The 22,097-nt window shown below is 74.4% G+C and carries 21 protein-coding genes and 1 riboswitch; of the genes, 8 read left to right on the top strand and 13 right to left on the bottom strand.

Annotated elements, in window-relative coordinates:
• Positions 1-62 precede the first annotated feature (62 nt).
• Positions 63-1,868, top strand: coding sequence for a DEAD/DEAH box helicase family protein (locus FHL80_RS02825; RefSeq protein WP_138731940.1), 1,806 nt, complete (start codon positions 63-65; stop codon positions 1,866-1,868).
• Here FHL80_RS02825 and FHL80_RS02820 read toward each other — a convergent pair.
• The gene (locus FHL80_RS02820; protein WP_138731939.1) at positions 1,851-2,309 is read right to left on the bottom strand and encodes a GNAT family N-acetyltransferase; all 459 of its coding nucleotides are present in this window, start codon (positions 2,307-2,309) and stop codon (positions 1,851-1,853) included. The two genes, FHL80_RS02825 and FHL80_RS02820, sit on opposite strands and share 18 nt — an antisense overlap.
• A gap of 214 nt (positions 2,310-2,523) precedes the next feature.
• A riboswitch (TPP riboswitch) is annotated at positions 2,524-2,617 on the top strand.
• Here FHL80_RS02820 and thiM point away from each other — a divergent pair.
• The 3 genes from thiM (at position 2,611) to thiD (ending at position 4,888) form a co-directional block, all read left to right on the top strand.
• Positions 2,611-3,399 (top strand): hydroxyethylthiazole kinase, encoded by a 789-nt coding sequence (thiM, locus tag FHL80_RS02815; RefSeq protein WP_138731938.1) that lies wholly within the window; start codon positions 2,611-2,613, stop codon positions 3,397-3,399. (Overlaps the previous riboswitch by 7 nt.)
• A complete protein-coding gene (gene thiE / locus FHL80_RS02810; RefSeq protein WP_138731937.1) occupies positions 3,399-4,061 on the top strand; it encodes a thiamine phosphate synthase in 663 nt (220 codons plus the stop codon). Before thiM ends, thiE begins: the two co-directional genes overlap by 1 nt.
• Positions 4,058-4,888 (top strand): bifunctional hydroxymethylpyrimidine kinase/phosphomethylpyrimidine kinase, encoded by an 831-nt coding sequence (gene thiD, locus FHL80_RS02805; protein WP_138731936.1) that lies wholly within the window; start codon positions 4,058-4,060, stop codon positions 4,886-4,888. Before thiE ends, thiD begins: the two co-directional genes overlap by 4 nt.
• A 1-nt stretch (position 4,889) precedes the next feature.
• On the opposite strand, the gene FHL80_RS02800 is transcribed toward thiD, so the two are convergent.
• Together FHL80_RS02800 and FHL80_RS02795 are read right to left on the bottom strand one after the other, a co-directional pair.
• Positions 4,890-5,831 carry a tetratricopeptide repeat protein gene (locus FHL80_RS02800; protein ID WP_138731935.1) on the bottom strand — a complete coding sequence of 314 codons (942 nt, stop codon included), beginning with the start codon at positions 5,829-5,831 and terminating at the stop codon, positions 4,890-4,892.
• 60 nt (positions 5,832-5,891) lie between these two features.
• Positions 5,892-7,205 carry a DNA polymerase IV gene (locus FHL80_RS02795; protein WP_246078418.1) on the bottom strand — a complete coding sequence of 438 codons (1,314 nt, stop codon included), beginning with the start codon at positions 7,203-7,205 and terminating at the stop codon, positions 5,892-5,894.
• Between the two features lie 52 nt (positions 7,206-7,257).
• Between FHL80_RS02795 and FHL80_RS02790 the strand changes: the two genes are divergently transcribed.
• The gene (locus FHL80_RS02790; RefSeq protein ID WP_138731933.1) at positions 7,258-7,911 is read left to right on the top strand and encodes a class I SAM-dependent methyltransferase; all 654 of its coding nucleotides are present in this window, start codon (positions 7,258-7,260) and stop codon (positions 7,909-7,911) included.
• Here FHL80_RS02790 and FHL80_RS02785 read toward each other — a convergent pair.
• Positions 7,853-9,757: an Ig-like domain-containing protein gene (locus FHL80_RS02785; RefSeq protein WP_138731932.1), complete on the bottom strand. Its 1,905-nt coding sequence runs from the start codon at positions 9,755-9,757 to the stop codon at positions 7,853-7,855. The two genes, FHL80_RS02790 and FHL80_RS02785, sit on opposite strands and share 59 nt — an antisense overlap.
• Positions 9,758-9,838: 81 nt before the next feature.
• Here FHL80_RS02785 and FHL80_RS02780 point away from each other — a divergent pair, with 81 nt between their 5' ends.
• Together FHL80_RS02780 and FHL80_RS02775 are read left to right on the top strand one after the other, a co-directional pair.
• The gene (locus FHL80_RS02780; protein ID WP_138731931.1) at positions 9,839-10,297 is read left to right on the top strand and encodes a cupin domain-containing protein; all 459 of its coding nucleotides are present in this window, start codon (positions 9,839-9,841) and stop codon (positions 10,295-10,297) included.
• Between the two features lie 2 nt (positions 10,298-10,299).
• Positions 10,300-10,827, top strand: coding sequence for a DUF488 domain-containing protein (locus tag FHL80_RS02775; RefSeq protein WP_138731930.1), 528 nt, complete (start codon positions 10,300-10,302; stop codon positions 10,825-10,827).
• Between the two features lies 1 nt (position 10,828).
• On the opposite strand, the gene FHL80_RS02770 is transcribed toward FHL80_RS02775, so the two are convergent.
• The 7 genes from FHL80_RS02770 to rpsF all read right to left on the bottom strand — a co-directional run bounded on the left by FHL80_RS02770 (position 10,829) and on the right by rpsF (position 17,244).
• Complete coding sequence (locus tag FHL80_RS02770; protein WP_138731929.1) at positions 10,829-11,698, bottom strand: GmrSD restriction endonuclease domain-containing protein; 870 nt, start codon at positions 11,696-11,698, stop codon at positions 10,829-10,831.
• 101 nt (positions 11,699-11,799) lie between these two features.
• Positions 11,800-12,423, bottom strand: a complete 624-nt coding sequence (locus tag FHL80_RS02765) for a hypothetical protein (RefSeq protein ID WP_138731928.1) — start codon at positions 12,421-12,423, stop codon at positions 11,800-11,802.
• 107 nt (positions 12,424-12,530) lie between these two features.
• Positions 12,531-15,137 carry a replicative DNA helicase gene (gene dnaB / locus FHL80_RS02760; RefSeq protein WP_138731927.1) on the bottom strand — a complete coding sequence of 869 codons (2,607 nt, stop codon included), beginning with the start codon at positions 15,135-15,137 and terminating at the stop codon, positions 12,531-12,533.
• Positions 15,138-15,740: 603 nt separating this feature from the next.
• Complete coding sequence (rplI, locus tag FHL80_RS02755; protein ID WP_138731926.1) at positions 15,741-16,196, bottom strand: 50S ribosomal protein L9; 456 nt, start codon at positions 16,194-16,196, stop codon at positions 15,741-15,743.
• Positions 16,197-16,198: 2 nt separating this feature from the next.
• A complete protein-coding gene (gene rpsR, locus FHL80_RS02750) occupies positions 16,199-16,435 on the bottom strand; it encodes a 30S ribosomal protein S18 (protein WP_014743489.1) in 237 nt (78 codons plus the stop codon).
• Positions 16,436-16,456: 21 nt separating this feature from the next.
• A complete protein-coding gene (locus FHL80_RS02745) occupies positions 16,457-16,954 on the bottom strand; it encodes a single-stranded DNA-binding protein (RefSeq protein ID WP_138731925.1) in 498 nt (165 codons plus the stop codon).
• A gap of 2 nt (positions 16,955-16,956) precedes the next feature.
• Positions 16,957-17,244 (bottom strand): 30S ribosomal protein S6, encoded by a 288-nt coding sequence (gene rpsF / locus FHL80_RS02740; protein WP_026847498.1) that lies wholly within the window; start codon positions 17,242-17,244, stop codon positions 16,957-16,959.
• A 155-nt stretch (positions 17,245-17,399) separates the two neighbouring features.
• Between rpsF and FHL80_RS02735 the strand changes: the two genes are divergently transcribed.
• The gene (locus tag FHL80_RS02735; RefSeq protein ID WP_138731924.1) at positions 17,400-18,215 is read left to right on the top strand and encodes a deoxyribonuclease IV; all 816 of its coding nucleotides are present in this window, start codon (positions 17,400-17,402) and stop codon (positions 18,213-18,215) included.
• On the opposite strand, the gene FHL80_RS02730 is transcribed toward FHL80_RS02735, so the two are convergent.
• Positions 18,170-19,750, bottom strand: coding sequence for a glycosyltransferase family 87 protein (locus tag FHL80_RS02730; protein WP_246078417.1), 1,581 nt, complete (start codon positions 19,748-19,750; stop codon positions 18,170-18,172). The genes FHL80_RS02735 and FHL80_RS02730 overlap by 46 nt on opposite strands.
• A gap of 23 nt (positions 19,751-19,773) precedes the next feature.
• Entirely contained in the window at positions 19,774-21,945 is a 2,172-nt protein-coding gene (locus FHL80_RS02725) for a transglycosylase domain-containing protein (RefSeq protein ID WP_246078422.1), read from the bottom strand.
• Between the last annotated feature and the right edge of the window lie 152 nt (positions 21,946-22,097).

The following is a 22,097-nucleotide window of genomic DNA, read 5'->3' as shown; positions in this document are numbered from 1 at the left end:
GGATGGTCGGTGGCCGCGGTTAGCGTCCTGCGGGTCAGGCCGTCGACCCGCAGGAGACCTCCGTGCCCGGACGCCGCCGGCGCTCCACCAGCTCGTCCCGTTCGACCGGCACGACGACCACCCGGAAGCCCGCTGCCCGGAAGGCGACTGCCGGGAAGGCCGCGAGGTCGCGTCCGGCGGCTGCGAAGCCCGCTGCCGGTGACCTGCCCACGGCCCGGCCGGGGGAGCGGGTGTGGGTGCTCGCCGTCCCGTTCCGCGCTCCGGCGCCGGGGGCGAGCTGGCACGCCGGCCTGTCCGCGCACGTGTACGTGGGCCCGTCGCTGCCGGCGGCGCTGGCGCCGTACGACCCGCCGCCGTACTCCTTCGAGCGCTTCGTCGAGGACCAGCTCAACGCCGAGCCGCGGCCGGTGCCGCCGGCCCGCCCGATGACCCCGCGGCCGGAGCAGGTCACCGGGGCGGCGGCGATCGCCCGGCACGCGGCCGCCGGTGGGCGGATGTTCCTGCTCGGCGACGACCCGGGGGTCGGCAAGACCGGCACCGCGGTGCTGGCCGTGCAGCAGGTCGCTGCGCAGCGGGAGGACCAGCCGCGGCCCGTGCGCACCGTGCTCGTCGTCGCCGACCGGCCGGCGGCGATCACCGTGCCGCACTGGGCGCGCTCGATCGCCGCCTTCGGCGGCTCCGCGGACGGGGGGCAGGACCTGCGCTGGTGCGTCACCACCTGGGACCGGCTGGGCAAGGTCGCCGGGCTGACCAAGGCGACCGGGGCGCGCTTCGACGTGGTGGTGGCCGACGAGGCGCACATGGTCCGGCACACCACGACGCAGCGGTGGAAGCACTGGAAGTCGGTCTCCGGCGCCGGGCGGGCGAAGGACGTCCCGTTCGTGCTGCTCGCGACGGCGACCCCTGCGCACACGCCGCTGGAGCTGCCGTACCTGGCGCCGCACTTCGCCGCCGTCCACGGCGAGCCGCTGAAGGACTGGACGGACCTCCCGCACCGGCTCGCCGTCCACGGGTTCCACGTGGAACGTGGCCGCTACGGCTGGACCTGGACCGAGGACGCCGACGAGCGCCGGGCCGACCTCGCCCTGCTCCGCGGCTGGCTGGCCGACACCGACCCGCCGGCGACGCTGCACCGGCCGGCGCCGTGGGGTCCGGTGAGCGTGACCGGGACGCCGGTCGCGCTGACCCCGGCCGAGCGCGCGCAGTACGAGGCGGAGTGGTCGGAGTTCCGCGCGGAGATGCAGCTGGCCCGCCGCGGCCGCCAGTCCGCCCGCGGCCGCGCGGCCCTGCTCCGGTTCCGGCAGAAGGCCGGTCTGATCCGGGCGGCGGCGACCGTCGACTGGGTGAAGGCGCAGGTCGAGGCGGACCGGCAGGTGGCGGTGTCGGTGGAGTTCGTGGAGACCGCGGCCGACCCCATCCGCGAGGCGCTGCTGGACGGCGGCATCGCGGTGGCCGGCATCTACGGGCGGGACCGGTTCGACGTGGAGGAGGAGCGGTTGCGCTTCCAGACCGGCGAGGCGCCGGTCTGCGTCTTCACCGTGACCGCCTCGATCAGCCTGCACGCCGGCGAGCTGCTGCCTGGTGGGCGCACCGCGTCGACCACACCGCGGGTGGGGCTCTTCCACCAGCCCCGGTTCTCCGGCATCGCCGCCCGCCAGGTCACCGGCCGCACCCACCGGGACCACCAGGTCTCCCCGTGGCGGGTCGCGTTCGCCGAGGACACCGTGGAGGAGGACGTCGCCCGGGTGATGGTGGAGCGGCTGGCGGTCACCGGCTCGACGGCCGGTGGCGACACCGCGGCGCTGCAGGAGATCGCCGAGCTGCTCGACGCCGACTGGCTGCCGGCGACGTCACTGACCGGTGAGTGAGCCGGCCAGCCGCATGGGCAGGTGCGGGATGCCGTCCTCCAGGTAGTCCGGCCCGGACCGCACGAAGCCGAAGCGCTCGTACCAGGTCTCGAGGTAGGCCTGCGCCCCGATGTCGACGGTGCGGCCCTCGCACAGCTCGATGCCGCGACGGATGAGCCCGGCGGACAGGCCGCGACCCCGTGCGCCCACGGCCGTCGCCACCCGGCCGATCGCCCGGTCGTCGCCGTTCTCCAGCACCCGGATGGTGGCCAGCGTCGTCCCCTCGTCGTCGGCGTACCAGAGGTGCACCGTGCCCGGCTCGGTGTCCCGGCCGTCGAGCTCGGGATAGGGGCAGGTCTGCTCGACGACGAAGACGTCGACCCGCAGCCGCAGGATGCCGTAGAGCTCGGCCGGGGTCAGCTCGGCGAACCGGGCCTCGCGCAACGCAGGTGCATCGGTCACGGGTCGATCGTCGCAAGACGTTCCCGCCGGAACGCCGGCCGGGCTCAGGCGGCCGGGGTCACACGGCTCGGCGGCGGAGGGGGTCGCGGTGGGCGAGCAAGGCCCGGACGACGTGGTGGAGGTCCATCCGCTCACCGGTGTCCGGCCAGGCGTCGGGCAGGTCGGCGACGTCGGCAACGGGAGGAGGTCGAGCGACGGACCGGTGCTAGCGTCGGAGCGCGACACGGGGTGTCCCACCCGGGACTGAGATCACACCCGTCGAACCTGCTCCAGCTGACACTGGCGAAGGGATGTCCCGGCGATGGACGCCACCTCTCTGCGCGCTGCCCGCACGGCGCTGCGCGACTCCGCACCCCTGGTGCACTGCCTCACCAACACGGTCGTGCAGACGATCACCGCCAACGCCTTGCTGGCCGTCGGCGCAGCGCCCGCGATGGTCGACGAGCCCGCGGAGGCCGGCGAGTTCGCCGCCGTCGCCTCCGCGGTGCTGGTCAACGTGGGCACCGTGCAGCAGCGCACCGCCGAGGCGATGCGGATTGCGGCCCGGACGGCGTCGGAGGTCGGGACACCGTGGGTGCTGGACCCGGTCGCCGTCGGCGGGCTCACCTTCCGCACCGAGCTCGCCGCCGACCTGGTGGAGCTGCGGCCCGCCGTCGTCCGCGGCAACGCCTCCGAGGTGCTCGCCCTGGCCGGTGCGGGCAAGGGCGGCCGCGGCGTGGACAGCACCGCCACCCCCGAGGACGCCCTGGAGGCCGCCGGCGAGCTGGCCCGGCGGACCGGTGGGGTGGTCGCGGTCAGCGGCCCGGTCGACGTCGTCACCGACGGCGGGCGCGTCGTCCGGGTCGGCGGCGGATCCCCGCTGCTGACCCGCACGACCGGCGCCGGCTGCGCCCTCGGCGCTGTCACCGCCGCGTACGTCGCCGCGGCCGGTGACGTGCTGGTCGGCACGGTCGCCGCGCACGCCCACGTCGCGCTCGCGGCCGAGGCCGCGGCACGGGTCGCCGACGGGCCGGGCACCTTCGCTGTCCGGTGGCTCGACGCGCTGGACGCCGTGGACGGCGACGCGCTGCTCCGCGCCTCGTTGAGCTGATGCGCCGCGCGTTCGACCCGACGCTCTACCTGGTCACCGACACCGCGCTCTGCGCGCCGCGGTCGGTGCCCGCGGTGGTCGCCGCCGCCGTGGCCGGTGGGGTGACGGCCGTCCAGGTGCGGGACAAGACGGCGAGCCGGCGGGACCTGCTGGCACTCACCCGCGCCGTGCAGGAGGTCCTCGCGCCGACCCCGCGGGTGCGGCTGGTGGTCAACGACGCCGTGGACGTCGCCCTGCTCACCGGGGCCGACGGTGTGCACGTCGGCCAGGACGACCTGCCGGCCGGCGAGGTGCGCGAGCTGCTCGGACCCGACGCGCTGGTCGGGGTGTCGGTCGGGTCGGCCGCCGACCTGGACGGCGTCCTGGCCCTGCCGCCGGGCACCGTCGACCTGGTCGGGCTCAGCCCGGTGTGGACGACGCCGACCAAGCCCGACGCCGGGACGGCGCTGGGGCTCGCGGGCACCCGCGCGCTGGCCGCCCGGGCGCGCGCCGCCGGGCTGACGTCGGTGGCGATCGGCGGGGTGCACGCCGCGAACGCCGCCGCGGTCGCGGGGACCGGGGTCGACGGGGTGTGCGTGGTCTCCGACATCTGCGCGGCCGCTGATCCCGGCGCCGCGGCGCGGACGCTGCGCGCCGCGCTGGCCGGGCAGGTGCCGGCGTGACCGCCGCCGTCGCGCTGACCGTTGCCGGCAGCGACCCCAGCGGCGGGGCGGGGGTCCAGGCCGACCTGAAGACCTTCAGCGCGCTGGGCGTCTACGGGACGGCGGTGCTCACCGCGCTGACCGCGCAGAACACCCGCGGCGTGACCGGGGTGCACGCCGTCCCGGCGCCGTTCGTCGGGGAGCAGCTGCGCACCCTGCTCGCCGACGTGACCGTGCACGCCACCAAGCTGGGCATGCTCGGCACCGCGGAGGTGGTCCGCGAGGTCGCTGCGGTGCTCGCCGACCGGCCGGCCGGCCCGGTGGTCTGCGACCCGGTGATGGTCGCCACCAGCGGTGACCGGCTCATCTCCGCCGACGCGGTGGACGCCGTCCGCAGCGCCCTGCTGCCGGTCACCGACCTGCTCACGCCCAACGTGCCGGAGGCGGCCGCGCTGCTCGACGTGGCCCCGGCGACGACGGTCGACGAGCTCGCGCCGCAGGCGACGGCACTGCTCGCGCTCGGCCCGGCGGCGGTGCTGCTCAAGGGCGGGCACCTCGGCGGGGCGGAGAGCACCGACGTGCTGGTGACCGCGGCCGGGGTGGTCGAGGTCCGCCGGCCCCGGGTGCCCACGACGGCCACCCACGGCACCGGCTGCACGCTCTCCTCGGCGGTCGCGGCGCTGGTCGCCCGCACCCGGCTGGCCGCGCCGGGGCAGGCACCGGACTGGGCGCCGCTGGTCGAGGGCGCCCGCGACCACCTGCAGGCCGCGCTGACCGAGGGGGAGGCGCTGGGGATCGGTGCCGGGCACGGCCCGGTGCACCACTTCGCCGGCTGGTGGCCGGCCTGAGTCAGTCCTCCTGGGACAGGACCTCGCGCAGCACCCGGGCGGCCAGGTCGTCCCCGCCCGCGGCGGCGATGGAGAAGTGCTCGATGGCGCCGTCGACGTCGCCGGCGTCCAGCAGCAGCACCCCGAGGTTGTGGTGCGAGTGCAGGTCACCGCCCTCGATGCCGGCGCGGTAGGCGGCCGCTGCGGCGACGTCGTCGCCGAGCTCGTCGCGGTAGAGGTTGCCCAGCGGCAGCCAGCTGGCCAGCTCGCCGAGCAGCGCGCCCTCCTCGAGCACCGCGCGGGCCTCCTCGACCCGTCCGGTGGCGCGCAGCAGCGACGCGAGGCTGGTCCGGGCGTCCTCGTGGACCTCGGCACCGGCGCGCAGCTGCCGCTCCAGCGCGGGGTCGCGGGTCTCGTCCCAGCGCCAGGCGGCCAGGGTTGCCGCGGCCACCGCGTCACCGGCGTCCGCCGAGACCTGCGCCCAGTGCCAGGCCTCGAGCTGCCGGCCGGCGTCCAGCAGGAGGTGGGCGAGCGCCAGCGCCGCCCGCGCGTCGCCGCGCTCGGCGGCCGACCGCAGCGTGCGGAGCGCCTCGACCGAGCGGCCCTGCGCCTCCAGCGCGTCGCCGAGCACCGTCCAGGCCTTGGTGTCCCCGGCCTCCAGGGCGGACCGGGCCGCGCGCTCGGCGTCGGCCCACCGGCCGAGCCGGGCCAGCACGGAGGCGAGGTTCAGCCAGGCGTCGTCCACCCCGCCGGCGGCGGCCTGCCGGTACGCGTCGACGGCCGCGTCCTCGCGGCCCAGTGCGTCCAGGCTGTTGCCCAGGTCGAACAGGGCGACCGGGTCGCCGTGCACGGCGGCGAGGCGGAAGAACCTCAGCGCCTGCTCGTGGTCGCCCAGGTCGGCGAGCTCGCACCCACGGTCGATGAGGGCGTCGACGTCCAGGGCGTCGTCGTCGGGTGCGGGCACAGCGGGGAGTCTGCCGTGCCCGGCGTCGTCCGCCCACGCCCGAAGGGGGGTCACCCCCCGTCAGGGGGTGGTCCAGTCCGGCGGGTCGGCCGGCTGCAGGTCCGGGTCGTCGGCGCGCAGCGTGCGCACCGGGCCGGGCGCCGTTCGCGGGCCCTCGAACCGGACCGTGACCCGGTTCAGCCCGCTGCCCCACACCCACCCCGCGCCGAGGTCGGTGTGGACGACGTCCTGCCCGGGGTGCCAGGCCACGACCGCCGGGCCCGGCGCGGGATCGGCCGGCAGCGGCTCGGGCTCCTCGGTCACCTCGGTGGGCTCCTCGAGGACGTCGGCGAACAGGTCGCCCTGCGCGTAGGGGGACAGCCCGGAGACGCCGACGCCGAGCAGCCGCAGCCCGCCGCTGCGGTCCACCGCGCCCAGCAGCCGGCGGGCCACCTCGGCGATCTGCCGGGCGTCGTCCACGGGCTGGGGGAGGGTCAGCGAGCGGGTGAGGGTGGTGAAGTCGTAGCGGCGGACCTTGAGGGTCACGGTGCGCCCCGACGTCCCGGAGCGCTGCAGCCGGCTGCCCACCCGGCCGGCGAGCGCGTCGATCTCGGCGGTCAGCCGGGCCGGGTCGGTGAGGTCGCGGGCGAAGGTCTCCTCTGCGCTGACCGACTTCGCCTCCCGGTCCGTGATGACCGCGCGGTCGTCGTCGGCGCGGGCCAGCCGGTACAGGCCGGTGCCGTGCGCCTGGCCGACCAGGGTGGTGAGGTCGACCAGCGAGAGCCGGTGCAGGTCGCCGATCGTCGTGACCTTGATCTGCGCCAGCCGCTCGGCGGTGGCCGGGCCGACCCCGCCGAGGCTGCGCACCGGCAACGGGTGCAGCACGTCCAGCTCGCTCCCGGCCGGGACGACGGTCAGCCCGTCCGGCTTGTCCAGCTCCGAGCCGATCTTCGCCAGCGACTTCGACGTGCCGATCCCGACCGAGCCGGTGACCCCGCCGGTGGCCAGCGCGATCCGGGCCTTGAGGTCCAGCGCCAGCGCGGTGACGCCGGGCACCGACAGGTCGTGGTCGCCGGCGGCCAGGTCGACGTAGGCCTCGTCGATGGACACCGGCTCGACCAGCGGGGAGAGCTCCCGCAGCAGGGCCATGACGACGTCCGAGGTGCGCCGGTAGGCGGCGAACCGGCCGCCGAGGAAGGCGGTGCCGGGCGGGCAGATCCGCCGCGCCTCGGCCGTGGGCATCGCACTGCGCGCGCCGTACGCCCGGGCCTCGTAGGAGGCGGTGGCGACGACGCCCCGCCCGCCGGTGCCACCGACGACGACCGGCCGGCCGCGCAGCGACGGCTTGTCGCGCTGCTCGACGGCGGCGAAGAAGGCGTCGAGGTCGAGGTGCATGATGCTGGGCTCCCGACGCACACCCCCGATGATGCCGCGTCATGATGAGCGGGTGGTCGAGCAGAGCGCCTGGGCGCGGATGAGCACCGAGGACCCCGGCCACTCGGCCGCCTACGTGGAACGGTTCCGCAGGCTGGCGGCGCAGGGCATGGACCTGGCCGGCGAGGCCCGGCTGGTCGACGCGATGCTGCCGCGCGGCTCCCGGGTGCTGGACGCCGGGTGCGGGCCCGGCCGGGTCGGCGGCTGGCTGGCCGGGGCCGGGCACACCGTGGTCGGCGTGGACGGCGACCCGGTGCTGATCGCCGCCGCGGAGGCCGACCACCCCGGGCCGCGGTGGGTCGTCGGTGACCTCGCCGAGCTGGACCTGCCCGCTGCCGGCATCCCCGAGCCGTTCGACGCGGTCGTCTGCGCGGGCAACGTCATGACGTTCCTGGCGCCGAGCACCCGCGGCGAGGTGCTGCGCCGGCTGCGCAGGCACCTCGCCCCCGGTGGCCGGGCGGCCATCGGCTTCGGGGCCGGCCGCGGCTACCCGTTCGAGGAGTTCCTGGACGACGCCCGGGCCGCCGGGCTGCAGCCCGACGTCCTGCTGTCCACGTGGGACCTGCGCCCCTACGCCCCGGACGCCGACTTCCTGGTCGCGCTGCTGGTCAGGGCCGGAGCGCCGGCTGGGGGGAGTTCAGCGGCAGGAGCACCGCCGGGTCGCTGATCGGCACCTCCCACACCGCGCCCGCGCCGTCGGGGTCGATGACCTCGCCCCGGCCCAGGAACGCCGCGACCTGCGCCTGGCCCTGGGCGGCCGCCGGGAGCAGCAGGATGAGCAGGAACGCGTGCGGGTTGTTCGCGGCGTTCGCCGTCCTGTCGTTGCGGTAGAGGCTGGTCCGCGACCACAGGTCCCCGGCGTCGATGACCGTGTACGCGGTCGGGTTCGGCACCGTCTGGTCGCCGAAGGCGACCTGGAACAGCGCCCGCTCCGGCTCGATCAGCGGGGAGAACGTCTCCGGGCTGCCCGGGCGGGCCAGCCAGGTCGCGCGGGCCAGGTGCTCCTGGATGGCCACGGCGCCCGGCACGGTGACCGTCACCGGCCCCTCACCGCGCAGCGGCAGCTGCTCCTGGAACAGGTTGCGGGTGGGGTCGGTGCTGTTGAGCAGCCCGGCCGCCTCCAGCGCCGCGGCGATCAGCGGCCGGAAGGACGGCGACAGCCGCGAGATCTCGGTGATCGGACCGCCGGCGACGTTCAGCACCGACCGGGTCACCGCCGGGTCGGCGCCGGTGAGCATGGTGCCGTAGATGCCGCCGAAGCTCTGGCCGAAGTAGGTGACGTCGTCCCCGGACAGGTCCGGCGTCCCGTCGGCGTCGACGTCGGTGCCGCCGACCGAGCGGATCAGCGTCATGATGTCCGCCGCGGTCTGCCGGAGGGCGTCCCGGGAGGACTGGGCCGCGGCTGCGCCGGTGGCCGAGGAGCCCTCGGTGCTGGCGATCTGCCCGTTGCCGTCCTGGTCGACCCCCCGGCCGTAGGAGGACAGCGCCGTCGTCGCGCCGCCGCTGGTGATCGTGTACGAGCTGCCGGCGCCGTACCCGTGGCCGACGACGTTGGTGCCGATCGTCGCGATGCCCTGCTGGCTGTTGGCGACCGCGGCGAGCAGGACGTTGGTGTCGTTGGCGGTGAAGCCGTGCCCGAAGACGGCCACCGGCCAGCCACCGGGGGGCGGGGTGCCCGGCGGCAGGACGGCGACGAACGGCAGCCGCTGCTGGCCCACCGGCGTGGGGCCGGCGTCCCGGGTCGGTGTCTGGTCGATCGTGACGTCGGGCTGCAGCCAGGTCGGCGCGAGGTAGGAGCCGAAGACGAGGGTGCCGCCGGTGGCGGCCTCCGGGACCACCACGGGCGTCGGGACGTCGGTGGCGCCCTGGTCCTGCGTCCAGGTCACCGTCGTGCCGGCGGCCGGGAAGGTGCCCTCCACCTGCAGGCCCGGTGCGGTGATGCCGGCGGCGGAGAACGCGCTGCCGTCGTCGAGCTGGCGCCGGAGGTCGAGCAGGCCGTCGGTGGCGCTCATGGTGGTGAACTGGTCCTGGGCGGCCTGGTTCGCCGGACCGCCCTGCACCCGCAGCCGATAGGTGGTGCCGGGGGCGAGCTGCTTGACCGGGTGGGCGTAGAGCGTGTTGGTGGCCGGGTCCCACACGACCCGGTCCACGCCGGTGCGCCAGCCGCCGTGCGCCTCCTTGACGGTGATCCGCGCGGCGGCCTCGGCCGGGTCCACCGGGCCGCTGAACTGCACCGCGATACGCGGGTCGAGGTCGAAGCCGTCGAGCTGGTCGAGCTCCTGGACCAGGCCGCAGCTGACCGGGGCACCGCAGCCGGTGGTCGGCAGCGCGATCCGGCGGCCGGTGAGCTGGCCGGGGTCGGGGACGGTGAGGTCGTCGCTGGGGAAGAGCGAGAGCGGCACGGCCTTGCCCGGGTGGGCGAGGGCCGAGGGTGCGCCTGCGGCGAAGGCGGTGGTGAGGGCGAGCGTCCCCACGAGGGCAGCGGTCGACCGTCGCCAGGACAGTGGCGTCACGAGATCTCCATCGATCGGGACCTTTGTCTAGCCCTGGGTGACGCCGCTCACAACTCGCGCCCAGGGTGGGAGGGTGCGCCCATGAGCTACCTCCCGGACCCGGCGACCGTCTCCCGGCGCGATGAGCAGCCGTCGGCCGGGCGCACCCGGTTCGTCGCCACCGGCGCGCAGACCCGCGGCGACTTCGGCCTGTTCGAGGTCACGATGCCGCCGGGCGGCGGCGGACCGGGCCCGCACCTGCACCGGACGTTCAGCGAGTCCTTCCTCGTCCTGGAAGGGTCACTGGCCGTGCTGTCCGGGGACCAGTGGACGACGGCGCACCCGGGTGACCTGGTGTACGTGCCGCGGTCCGGGGTGCACGGCTTCCGGTCGGCCGGGCCGGACGCCGGGGCGCGGTTCCTCATCCTCTTCACCCCGGGGATCCCGCGGGAGGACTACTTCACCGGCCTGGTCGAGCTGACCACCGCCGGACGCACCCCGACGACGGCGGAGATCGACGCCTTCGCGCTGCGGCACGACCAGCTCAACCTGCACGACTGACCGTGCCGCTGCTGACCGTCGGCCACGGACCCGATGACCGGGTGCGGCTGGGGGACCGGCTGGCCGCGGCAGGGCTCGAGCAGCTGGTCGACGTCCGCCGGTTCCCGGGCAGCCGGCACAACCCGGACGTCGGCCGGGACGCCCTGGCCTCCTGGTTGCCGGCGCGGGGCATCGGCTACCGGTGGGACGAGCGGCTCGGCGGCCGGCGGCGGCTGCCGGCGGGGGAGCCCGTCGTGGACGCCTGGTGGACAGTGGCCCAGTTCGCGGCCTACGCCGCGCACACCCGTACCGCGGAGTTCGTCGAGGCGCTCGACGAGGTCCTCGACGCCGCCGAGGGGCGGCGGGTGGCGGTCATGTGCAGCGAGTCCGTCTGGTGGCGCTGCCACCGGCGGCTGATCGCCGACGTCGTCGTCCTGGGACGGGGACTGCCGGTCGGGCACCTGCTGCCGGATGGACGGGTGAGCCCGCACCAGCCCGCCGGGGGTGCGGTGCGGGACCCCGATGGCACGCTGCGCTGGCCGCGGCCGTGACTCACTCGCAGGCGACGCCGTCCCCGTCGCCGTCCATGCTGTCGGACCAACCGGGGGCACCCCGGTGCAGCGGTGCTGCGCCCGCAGCGCGGACCGCAGCGCAGTCCGGGTAGCCGGCCGGAGCCGGCGTGGGGCGCTGCGCAGGTGCCTGCGTGGGGACGGGCTCACCAGGGCAGCCGTCGAGGACGCCGGCCATGGCGTCGTGCTCGGCCTGGGTGACCCACAGCCCGTAGGCGGCCTTCACCGCGACCTGCCGGGCGACGTAGGCGCAGCGGTAGCCGCGCTCGGGGGGCAGCCAGGTGGCCGCGTCGCCGTCACCCTTCTGCCGGTTGGCGGAGTAGTCGACGGCGAGCAGGTTGAGCGGGTCGTTGGCCAGCGCGGTGCGCCGGGCCTCGTCCCAGCGATGGGCGCCGGTCTGCCAGGCGTCGCTGAGCGCGACCACGTGGTCGATGTCGACGCTGCTGCCGTCGCCCTTGGCGAACGCGATCGTCTGCCCGGTGTAGGGGTCGGCCAGGGTGCCGCTGAGGACGACGCAGTCCCGGGTGACGGGCTTGAACGTCTCGTCGGTCAGGTCCCGGGCCAGGACGTCATCGCGGGTGTCGCAGCCGTTGCGGTCGACGTCGGCCCACTGCGGGCCGAACTGGTCGCGGTCGTACCCGGTCTTCGGCGCCCGGCCCTTGACCGCCAGGGTGGCGAGCACGTCCGCAGCGGTCTGGCCGCCGGCCGGCGCGCTGGCCTGTGCCTGGTGCGCGGCCTCTGAGACGGCGTCCGCCGGTGCGTCGGCGGCCGGCGTGGTGCCCAGCTGGCCGGGCTCGCAGGCGGCGGTGCCGAGCACGGCCAGCACGGCCAGTGCGGTGTAGCGGTGTTTCACGTGGAGCCCCCGGGGAAGTCGGTCCCCCGACGCTAGGCGCGGGTCCGCCCCTCCCCGGGGACCTCACCGGACGTGTCGCCGCTCGCGCGGCGACGGTGCGATCAGCCCTTGCCGTGGCCCTTGCCGTTGCCGTGGCCGTTGCCGTTGTTGCCGGCGGCCGGGACGGTGGCGGTGTCCTCAGTGGTGTCCCCGCCCTTGCCGGCGTTGCTGCGGGCGACCTCGGAGACGGCCTGGCCGTGGTCCCGACCGGTCAGGGACGTGTCGTGGGCGACCTCGGAGACGGCCTGGCCGTGATTGGCCGGAGCCTCGGCCTCCGGGGTCTGCTCCTCCGGGGTCTGCTCCTCCGGGGTCTGCTCCTCCGGGGTCTGCTCCTCCGGGGTCTGCTCCTCCGGGGTCTGCTCCTCCGGGGTCTGCTCCCTCGGCGGCTCGACCACCGGCGGCTCGACCACCGGCGGCTCGACCACCGGCGGCTCCACGACCGGCGGCTCCACGACCGGCGGCTCCACGACCGGCGGCTCGACTACGGGGCTGTCTACGTCGGGAGTACCGACCTCAGGGGTGGCGGGGCTGGTGACGGTCGTGCCGTCCGAGGTCAGGTCGACCGCCTGGGCGACACCCACGGTGCCACCGCCGACGACCGCGAGGGCAACGGCGCCGACGGCGACCTTCCCCGCGAGTCCGGCGGGAACGACCTTGGCGAGGAGGGCAGGGAAGAGAGCAGGCACGGCGGACTCCTTGTGTGGAGAGGACATCGTCCCGGTGGTCCTCGGCGGCCCGCCTCCCGCCCTTGAGCTGGTCCACCCGATCAGGCGACCGGGTGGCCACGGACGTGTCAGTTCGCCATGTCCACGAACCGGCTGTAGTGGCCCTGGAAGGCGACAGTGACGTTCGCGGTGGGGCCGTTGCGGTGCTTGACCAGCATGATGTCGGCCTCGCCGGCCCGCGGGGACTCCTTCTCGTACATGTCCTCGCGGTGGATCATCATCACCATGTCGGCGTCCTGCTCGATACTGCCACTTTCACGAAGGTCAGACAGCATCGGCTTCTTGTCCTGACGCTGCTCGGACCCACGGTTCAGCTGGCTCATCGCGATGACCGGGAGCTCGAGCTCCTTGGCCAGCAGCTTCAGCGCACGGGAGAACTCCGAGACCTCCTGCTGGCGGCTCTCGACCTTCTTGCCCGAGGTCATCAGCTGGAGGTAGTCGATGACGATCAGCTTGAGGTCGTTGCGCTGCTTGAGCCGCCGCGCCTTCGCCCGGATCTCCATCATCGTCATGTTCGGTGAGTCGTCGATGTAGAGCGGGGCGTCGGCGATCTCGCCCATCCGGCGGGCCAGCTTCGACCAGTCCTCGTCGGACAGCGAGCCGGCGCGCATGTGGTGCAGCGGCACCTTCGCCTCGGCCGACAGCAGACGCATGGTGATCTCGTGCTTGCTCATCTCGAGCGAGAAGATCGCCGCGGGCAGGTGGTGCTTCACCGTCGCCGACCGGGCGATGTCCAGGCCGAGGGTCGAGTTGTGGGTCGGGATGAAGCTGCGGCCGGCGAGGAACAGGTGGTCCGCGGCGTCGACCTGGATGCACCGCACCGGCACGCTGGCGATGGGCCGGACCTCGGTGACGAACCGGACGCCCCGCGCGGTGAACGTGCGGGCACCGCGCTCCTTGTGCAGCAGCTTCTTGCGCTCCAGCCGGAAGACCTCGTCGTCGGTGCTGAAGGTCAAGGTGAAGCAGGTCGAGGACGCCTCGCTGCGGCCGGGCACCCGCTTGCGGCTCACCCGCACGCGGTGGCCGAGGCCGGCGACCAGCTCGCGGACGTCCTCGGCCAGCCGCTGGCTGGTGACTGCGAACTGGACCACGCCGCTGGGCGCCACCGTCCCGTCGGTGTCGAGCAGCCCGGCCAGCAGCGCCCGCCGCTGGGCCACCGAGGCGCGTAGGTAGCTGGTGGGGATGTGCTTGTCCCCCAAGACCCCGAGCAAGCGCAGCAGACCGGTGACGGTGCCGTGGTCGGCCCGGCAGGTGGCGCACTGGGCGAAGCCGGAGGACGGACCACCACAGCCCGGGCAGGTCGCGCTGCGACCGACCCCGCCGGCGGCGCGGAGCTTCCCGCCGCAGGTCTTGCCGCAGGTCTGCACCTGCGAGGTCCTCGGGACGAACGGCTCGCCGCACATGGGGCGCGGCCGGGCCTGGACCGACTCCCGGGCCGGGAGCCGCAGGACGTAGCGGAGCTCCGCCGAGGTGGGCTCGACGACCAGACCCTCGGCCTCGATGTAGGTGGCGATCTCCGGGTCGGCACTGGTGACGTGCGCGCTGGCCGACGTGCCAGCACCGAGCCAGACGCCCAGCGCGTACGGCGGCAACGGGAGGGAGGCGGCCGGCAGGTCGAGCGGGGCGGCGTTGGTGACGGAGTGGTTGAGCCGGGCGTCGGCGGTCTCGCAGCGGACCGTCCGGGCCAGCTCCTCCGTGGTGCGCACGGCGGTCGTGACCCGGGGAGCCCCACCGCGCACCCGCGCCTCCTGGGCGGCGCGGCGGCTGGCCCGGGTGTCGGTGAGCCACTGGTGCTGGGCGTCGGCGACGACCACCGAGCCGTCGGAGAAGTGCACCTCGAAGCAGGGCCGGCCGCTCATCACCTCGGTGGCGGCGACCACCGTGGTGGGCCGGCCGTCGGCGCCGATGACCTGGTCGCCGACCGCGACCTCGCCCATCGTCGTCCAGCCGGTCGGGGTGGCCACCGGCGTGTCCAGCGTCAGCGCCTTGCCGACACCGGGACGAGCCGCGATGACGACCATCTGGCCGGCCTGCAGGCCGTTGGTCAGCTCGTCGAGGTCGCGGATGCCGGTCGGGACACCGCGGGCGGTGCCACCGCGGGAGGCGATCGCGTCGAGCTCGTCCATGGTGGGCTGCAGGACGTCGGCGAGACGGGAGTAGTCCTCGCTCATCCGCTTCTCGGTGACGTCGTAGATCTCCTGCTGGGCCCGGTCGACGATGTCGTCGACGTCGCCCTTGCCGCCGGCCGCGCCGTAACCGAGCTGGACGACGCGGGTACCGGCCTCCACCAGCCGCCGGAGCACGGCCTGCTCGGCGACGATCGCGGCGTAGTAGCCCGCGTTCGCCGCCGTGGGCGTGGACGCGATGAGCGTGTGCAGGTAGACCGCGCCGCCCATCTTGGACAGCTGGTCGGTGCGGTTCAGCTCGGCGGCGACGGTGATCGCGTCGGCGGGCTCACCCCGGCCGTAGAGGTCGAGGATGACGTCGAACACGACCTGGTGCGCCGGCCGGTAGAAGTCCGGCCCGGCCAGGACCTCCACGACGTCGGCGATCGCGTCCTTGCTCATCAGCATGCCGCCGAGGACGGACTGCTCGGCAGCGACGTCCTGAGGGGGCTGCCGGTCGTACTCCGGAGCTGCGGCCCTCGGCCTGCTGATGTCGTCGACGACCGCCACGCTGGAATCCCCTTGCTCTTCGCGCCCAGTTCGAACAACTGTTCGCACAACAGCTACCACCGGTCGCTGACAGTTCGCGCCCGGCGGTGGCTGGGGATGACGGTAGGAAGCGGGGAGGGGGTGCGTCCAACACCGCTGTGCACGCCGATCTGCACAACTTGTGGACAAGTCGGTGGACAGAGCCGGTCACCGTGTGGAGACGGCGGGGGACGCACGCCCGTCGTGTCGCCGCCACCCGCCCGTCACCTGCGATCGGGCCTCTCCCAGGGTGTGGACAGGAGAAAGTCGGCCCGTCGTCGACGATCCGCACGCCCGGGCGTGTCGCGGAGTCCCCGCAGGTCACACGCGTCACGCCGCGGCGGGGCGCGGTCCGGGCGACCGTCACCGGCCGCTCCCGCCGGCGCTGGGCCGCCGCGCCCGACGGAGCGTCCGTCCACCGGCCGTCCGCCTGCCCGAGTCGACACGGCGCGATGGCCACCACCGCCCCTGGAACGCCACGAGGGGCGCCGGACCGGAGTCCGACGCCCCTCGTGGGAGATGGCCCCCCTGCAGGGGCCCGCCGCGAGCTTGCGAGCGGTGGGGGCAGGAAGGTCCTTCCAGGGATCAGCCGGCGACGACGTCCAGGGTGACCGGGACGGAGACCTCCGGGTGGACACGCACCGTGACGGTGTGGGTGCCGACGCTCTTGATGCTGCTGGGCAGCTCGATCCGGCGACGGTCGAGCTCCGGGCCGCCGGCAGCGGTGACCGCAGCGGCGACGTCGGCGGTGGTGATCCGCCCGAAGAGGCGGCCACCGTCACCCGAGCGGGCGGGCAGCGTCACGGTGAGACCGGACAGGCGGGCGGCGATCGACTGCGCCTCCTCGAGGGAGCGCACGTCGCGGGCCGCACGGGCCCGGCGCAGGCTGGTGACCTGCTTCTCGGCACCACGGGTGGCCACGATGGCCAGCCCGCGGGGCAGGAGGTAGTTGCGGGCGTACCCGCCCTTCACCTCGACGGTGTCCCCGGCGGAACCGAGGCCGGTGACCTCCTGGGTCAGGATCAGCTTCGATGCAGTCATGATCAGCGCGCCGTCGAGGTGTAGGGCAGCAGTGCCATCTCGCGGCTGTTCTTCACGGCCACGGCGACGTCACGCTGGTGCTGGCTGCAGTTGCCGCTGACGCGGCGGGCACGGATCTTGCCGCGGTCGGAGATGAACTTCCGCAGCAGGGTCGTGTCCTTGTAGTCGATGTAGGTCGCCTTGTCCTTGCAGAACTGGCAGACCTTCTTCTTGACCTTGCGGATGGGGGGCTTGGGCACTGGGTTCTCCAGAGAGGGGGATCAGAAAGGAGGTTCGTCGGAGGACGCCGGCGGGGTCGACCAGGGGTCGCTCGCTCCGCCGCCGGAGAAGCCGCCACCGCCACCGCCACCGCCGCTGCCGCTGCCGCCGAACCCACCGCCGCCGCCCTCGCTGCGGGCAGCGCGGGTGACCTTGGCCGTGGCGTAGCGGAGCGAGGGGCCGATCTCGTCGACCTCGAGCTCGATGACGGTGCGCTTCTCGCCTTCCTTCGTGTCGAAGGAACGCTGCTTCAGCCGACCGGAGACGATGACCCGCGAGCCGCGGGTGAGCGACTCGGCGACGTTCTCCGCCGCCTGGCGCCACACGTTGCACCGGAGGAACAGCGCCTCGCCGTCCTTCCACTCCTGCGACTGACGGTCGAAGGTGCGGGGCGTCGAGGCCACGGTGAAGTTGGCGACGGCGGCGCCGGACGGCGTGAACCGCAGTTCCGGGTCGGCCGTGAGGTTGCCGATGACGGTGATGACGGTCTCGCCGGCCATGGTCAGTGCGCCTCGGGCCGCATCAGCTTGGTGCGCAGGACCGACTCGTTGAGGTTGAGCTGACGGTCCAGCTCGGCCACCGCGGCGGGCTCGGCGTTGATGTCGACGATGGCGTAGATGCCCTCGACGTTCTTCTTGATCTCGTAGGACAGCCGACGACGGCCCCAGATCTCGGTCTTGACGGTGCCACCGGAGTTGGTGACGACGGTCAGGAAACGGTCCAGGCTGGGAGCGATGGTCCGCTCCTCGAGCTCGGGATCGAGGATGATCATCAGTTCGTAGTGACGCACGGAGAACCCCACCTCCTCTGGTCTCAGCGGCCGCAGTACATCTGCAGCAGGAGGGTCGTACACGCGTCGCACGCCCCGGCGATGACCCGCGGGAGCGGGATCGGACGGGACGCGCGCCACCCAGGCTACCAGCGGCGGTCGGTAGGGTCGCCCGGGTGGCTGACCAGCTGATCGGCGTGCACGTCGGACCGGGCCTGACCGAGGACAACGAGCTCGACGCGGGCGGCCCGCTGGCCCGGGCAGCGGAGATGGACGCCGACGCCGTCCAGGTCTTCCTGGCCGACCCGCAGGGCTGGAAGGCACCGAAGCCCCGTCCGGACGCCGAGGCGCTGCTCGCCTCCGACGTGGCCGTCTTCGTGCACGCCCCCTACGTGCTCAACGTCGCCTCCACCAACAACCGGATCCGCATCCCCAGCCGCAAGCTGCTCGGCCAGCACGCGGCCGCCTCCGCGGCCGTCGGCGCGCGCGGCATGGTCGTGCACGGCGGCCACGTGCTGGCCAAGGACGACCCGTCCGCCGGCGTCGACAACTGGCGCAAGACCTTCGCCCGGCAGGCCGAGGACGGCGGCTTCGGCATCCCCGTGCTCATCGAGAACACCGCCGGCGGGGACAACGCGATGGCCCGCGAGCTCGACGCGGTCGCCCGGCTCTGGGAGGCCGTCGGCGAGTTCGGTGCCGGCTTCGTCCTCGACACCTGCCACGCGTGGTGCGCCGGCTGGGACCTGGGCCGGGCGGTGGACGACGTCCGGGCCATCACCGGGCGGATCGACCTGGTGCACCTCAACAACAGCCGCGACCCCGCCGGCTCCGGCCGGGACCGGCACGCCCCGCTGGGCGCGGGGGAGATCCCGCTGGAGCAGCTGCTCGGCGTCGCCCGCGCGGCCGGCGCCCCGGTCGTGCTGGAGACGCCGGGCGACGCGGCCGGTCACGCCGAGGAGATCACGCTGCTCCGCGAGGCGCTGTCCGGCTGACGCCGGCCAGGCAGCGTGAACCGGTCGGGCGCCCCGTCCAAGAACCCACCGGCGGGGTCGTCGGTGCCCGGCCAGCTGCGGCGCACCAGGTCGGTGTCGGGGTACCAGACCTCGCGCACGACCAGCGCCATCAGCAGCAGCAGGGCCGCGTCCCGCACGCCGACGGCGAGGTAGAACCACTCGACGTCCACACCCCTGTTGTCCGCGCCCAGGTAGTAGAGCATCGTCAGCGTCCACACCAGCACCTCGGTCGCCTGCCAGAGCAGCAGCGAGCGCCACCGCGGCCGGGCCAGCACCGCCAGCGGCAGCAGCCACAGCGCGTACTGCGGGCTGTACACCTTGTTCACCAGCAGGAACGCGGCCACCAGCAGGAAGGCCAGCTGCGGCAGCCGCGGGCGCAGCGGCGCCGCCAGCGCCAGCCAGCCGACCCCGACCGCGCACAGCACCAGCAGGACGGCGACGGCCGCGTTGAGCGCCGTGGGGCTCTCCCCCTCGGCCAGCGGCCCGTCCAGGAGCCCGGGGAACCAGTGCAGCGCGATCGCCCAGACGCTCTCCGGGTTCGCCGGGCGGGTGCCGTTCAGCTCGAAGAAGCGGGCCCAGTTCCCCGGCGCGAGGACGGCGATCGGCAGGTCGACCGCCAGCCACGCCACTCCCGCGGTGACCGCCGTCGTCAGCCACGGCCGGAGCCGGCCCGCCCGCAGGCAGAGCACCAGCAGCACGCCGAGGACCAGCACCGGGTACAGCTTCGCCGCGACCCCCAGCCCGAGGAGCACCCCGGCGACCACCGGGCGCTGCCGCGCCCAGGCCCACATCCCCAGCGTGGTCAGCGCGACCGCGAGCAGGTCCCAGTTGGTGAAGGCGTAGCAGAGCAGCACGGGGGAGAGGCCGATCATGGCGGCGTCCCAGGGCCGGCGGCCGGTCAGCCCCAGCACCCCGCGGGTGACCAGCAGCGCCAGCACCGACAGCAGCAGGCAGGTGACGACGTAGTACGTCTGCACCGGGACCGGCTCCGGCAGCAGCCCACCGCCGGCGGCCAGCCCGTCGTAGCCACGGGCGATGACCGCCGCCAGCTGCATCAGCCCGCCGGTGAGCACCGGGTACTCGACGGGGGAGTCGAGGTAGGGCACCTCGCCGGCGGACAGGCCGTGGATGCCGAACAGCGGGACGGCGTCGTTGTAGCAGAGGTGGGTGTACTGCTTGGACCCGCTCCAGTCGCCGTTCGCGCAGGGCACCTGCTTGGCCCAGGCGATGCTCAGCACCAGCACGGTGAACAGCAGGCAGATCCGCAGCGGCGTCCAGAACAGCGCCCGGCCGGTGACCGCGTGCCGGCCCCACGGGCCGCCCACGGCCTCACTGGCCTGGACGGCGACCGGGTCGGTCCAGGTGGGGACGACGCGGTCCGGCCACGGCGGCGCGGCCACCTGCGGCGGGGCGGACACCTGCGGCGGGGCGGACACCTGCGGCGGGGCGGACACCTCGGGCCCGCCCCCCGGCCGGTCGGCCGGGACGGACGGGCCCGTCGGTGTTCCGCTCACCGGGTCAGTCTGCCTGCTCCGGATCAGTCGTTCGGCGGCACGGGTGCGGGGGGTTGCACCTGCCCCGGGTCCCCGCACTGCTCGGTTGCCGGGTCACAGGCCGGGTCCACCGGCTCCACCGGACCGACCGGGTCCTCCGGCTCCACCGGGTCGACCTGCGGCGGCGGGACCGGCCGTGAGGAGCGCGTCGGGCGACTCGAGGTCGCTGCCGGCGCCTGGCTGGTCGTCGGAGCCGCCTGGGTCGTGGTCGCCGGCGCCCGGGCCGTGGTGGCCGCCGGTGCGCGGGTGGTCCGCTCCGCGACGCCCTTGCCGGTGTCGCCCTTGATGATCGCCTTGCTCGGCAACGGCTCCTCCGGGGTGCCGTCCAGCACGGTGTCCATGAACTCCTGCCAGATCTGCCCCGGCAGGCCCGAGCCGTAGATGATCTTGCCCTGGACGTTGGTGATGGGCGCCAGACCCTGGCTGCCCATCCACACCGCGGTGGAGATCGACGGGGTGTAGCCGACCATCCAGGCGTCGGAGTTGTCGGTGGCGTTCAGCCCCTGGGTGCCGGTCTTGCTGGCCACCGGCCGGTTGCCGTCCAGCGGGCGCTTGGAGTAGGCGGCGACGCCCTCCAGCGCGTAGGTGGTGTCGCTGGCGACGTCGGCCGGGATCACCTGGTCGGCGGTCTCGCTGCCGTCGACCGTCTTGAGCACCGTGCCCTCGCCGTCGGCGACCCGGGCGACGAAGTGCCGCTGGTGGTGGACCCCACCGGCGGCGAGGGTGGCGAAGCCGACGGCCTGGTCGATCGGCCGCACCTCGTACTCACCGATCCCGATCGCGCCACCGGTCTGCCCGTTCTCCGGGCTGGCCAGCGACGTCTTGCCGCGCAGCGCCGCCGGCACCGAGGCGCTGTCGGGCCACTGGTCGCCGATGCCCATCGCCGCCCGGGCCGTCTCGGCGACCTTGGCCGGCCCGACCTCGTAGGCCAGGCCGTAGAAGGTGGTGTTCAGCGACCGGGTGATCGCCTCCCGCAGGGTGCAGGCCCCGCACTGGGCGTTGCCGGAGTTGACCACCGGCTTGGTGCGGTCCTTGAAGGTCTGCGGCGAGCTGCCGTCCCGGCGGGCCTCGACGCTGATCCCCTCGCCGAGGGCCGTGGCCAGCGTGTACGGCTTGAACGACGACCCCGGCTGCTTGTAGGCCTGGGCGTAGTCGGTCGTGTCGGCCTCCGGGTCCTCGCTGGTGCGGGCCGAGTTGCCGTAGTAGGCCAGCACGCCGCCGGTCTTCGGGTCGACCGAGACGAGCGCCTCGCGCAGCAGCGCGACGTCCTCGCCCTCCATCACGTCGTCGACGGAGGCGACCGCGGCGTCCTGGTAGCGCTTGTCCACCGTGGTGGTGACCCGGAGCCCCTGCGTCTCCACGTCGGTGTAGCCGTAGGACGAGCCCTCCAGCTCGGCGAGCACCTGGTCGACGATGAGCCCCTCCGGGCCCGACGGGATGCCGAGCCCGGCGCCGTCGTCCGGGAGCACGACCGGGTACTGCGCGGCGGCCCGGGCGGCGGAGTCGACCCAGCCCTGCTCGACCATGGCGTCGAGCACCTTGCCCCAGCGGTCCTGCGCCTCCTCGGGGTTGGACTCGGGGTCGTAGTAGTTCGGGCTGCGCACCAGGACGGCGAGGACGGCGCCCTGCTCGGCGGTGAGGTCGGCGGCCTTGACACCGAAGTAGGTCTCCGCCGCGGCCTCGATGCCGTAGGCGCCGCGACCGAAGTAGATGGTGTTCAGGTAGTTCTCCAGGATCTCGTCCTTGGAGTACTCGTTGTCCAGCTTGATGGAGAGGAAGAGCTCCTTGAACTTGCGGCTGAACGTCTGGTCGGAGCTCAGGAACGCGTTCTTCACGTACTGCTGGGTGATCGTCGAGCCACCCTGGGTCGAGCCGCCGGTCAGGTTGTTCCAGGCCGCCCGGACGATGCCGGTGAAGGAGATGCCCGGGTCGTTGTAGAAGTTCCGGTTCTCCGCAGCCAGGACCGCGTTCCGCGCCGGCTCCGAGACCTGGTCCAGACCGACCTCGATCCGGTTCTCGCTGCCCAGCCGGGCCATCTCGGTGACGCCGTCGGAGTAGTAGACGATCGTCGTCTGCTGGTTGGTCACCGACTCCGGCGTCGGCACGTCGGTCGAGGCGTAGACGACGCCGACGAAGACGCCGAGCAGCACGAGCATGCTCACCAAGGCCCCGACCAGGACCTTCAGCCAGCGACGACGCCGCTGCCTGCCGGTGCGCTTCCTCTTCCCGCCGCCCGGCGGGCGGCCCCGCCCGCTGCCGCCGGGCCGGTTGCCGCCCGTGGGTGGCTTCGCCGGGGGACGACCACCGC

Origin of the sequence: Modestobacter excelsi (assembly GCF_005930495.1) — a bacterium.
GTDB classification, from domain to species: domain Bacteria; phylum Actinomycetota; class Actinomycetes; order Mycobacteriales; family Geodermatophilaceae; genus Modestobacter; species Modestobacter excelsi.
Note: the sequence above shows the minus strand (reverse complement) of the source record. Positions and strands in the feature narration are given on the sequence as shown.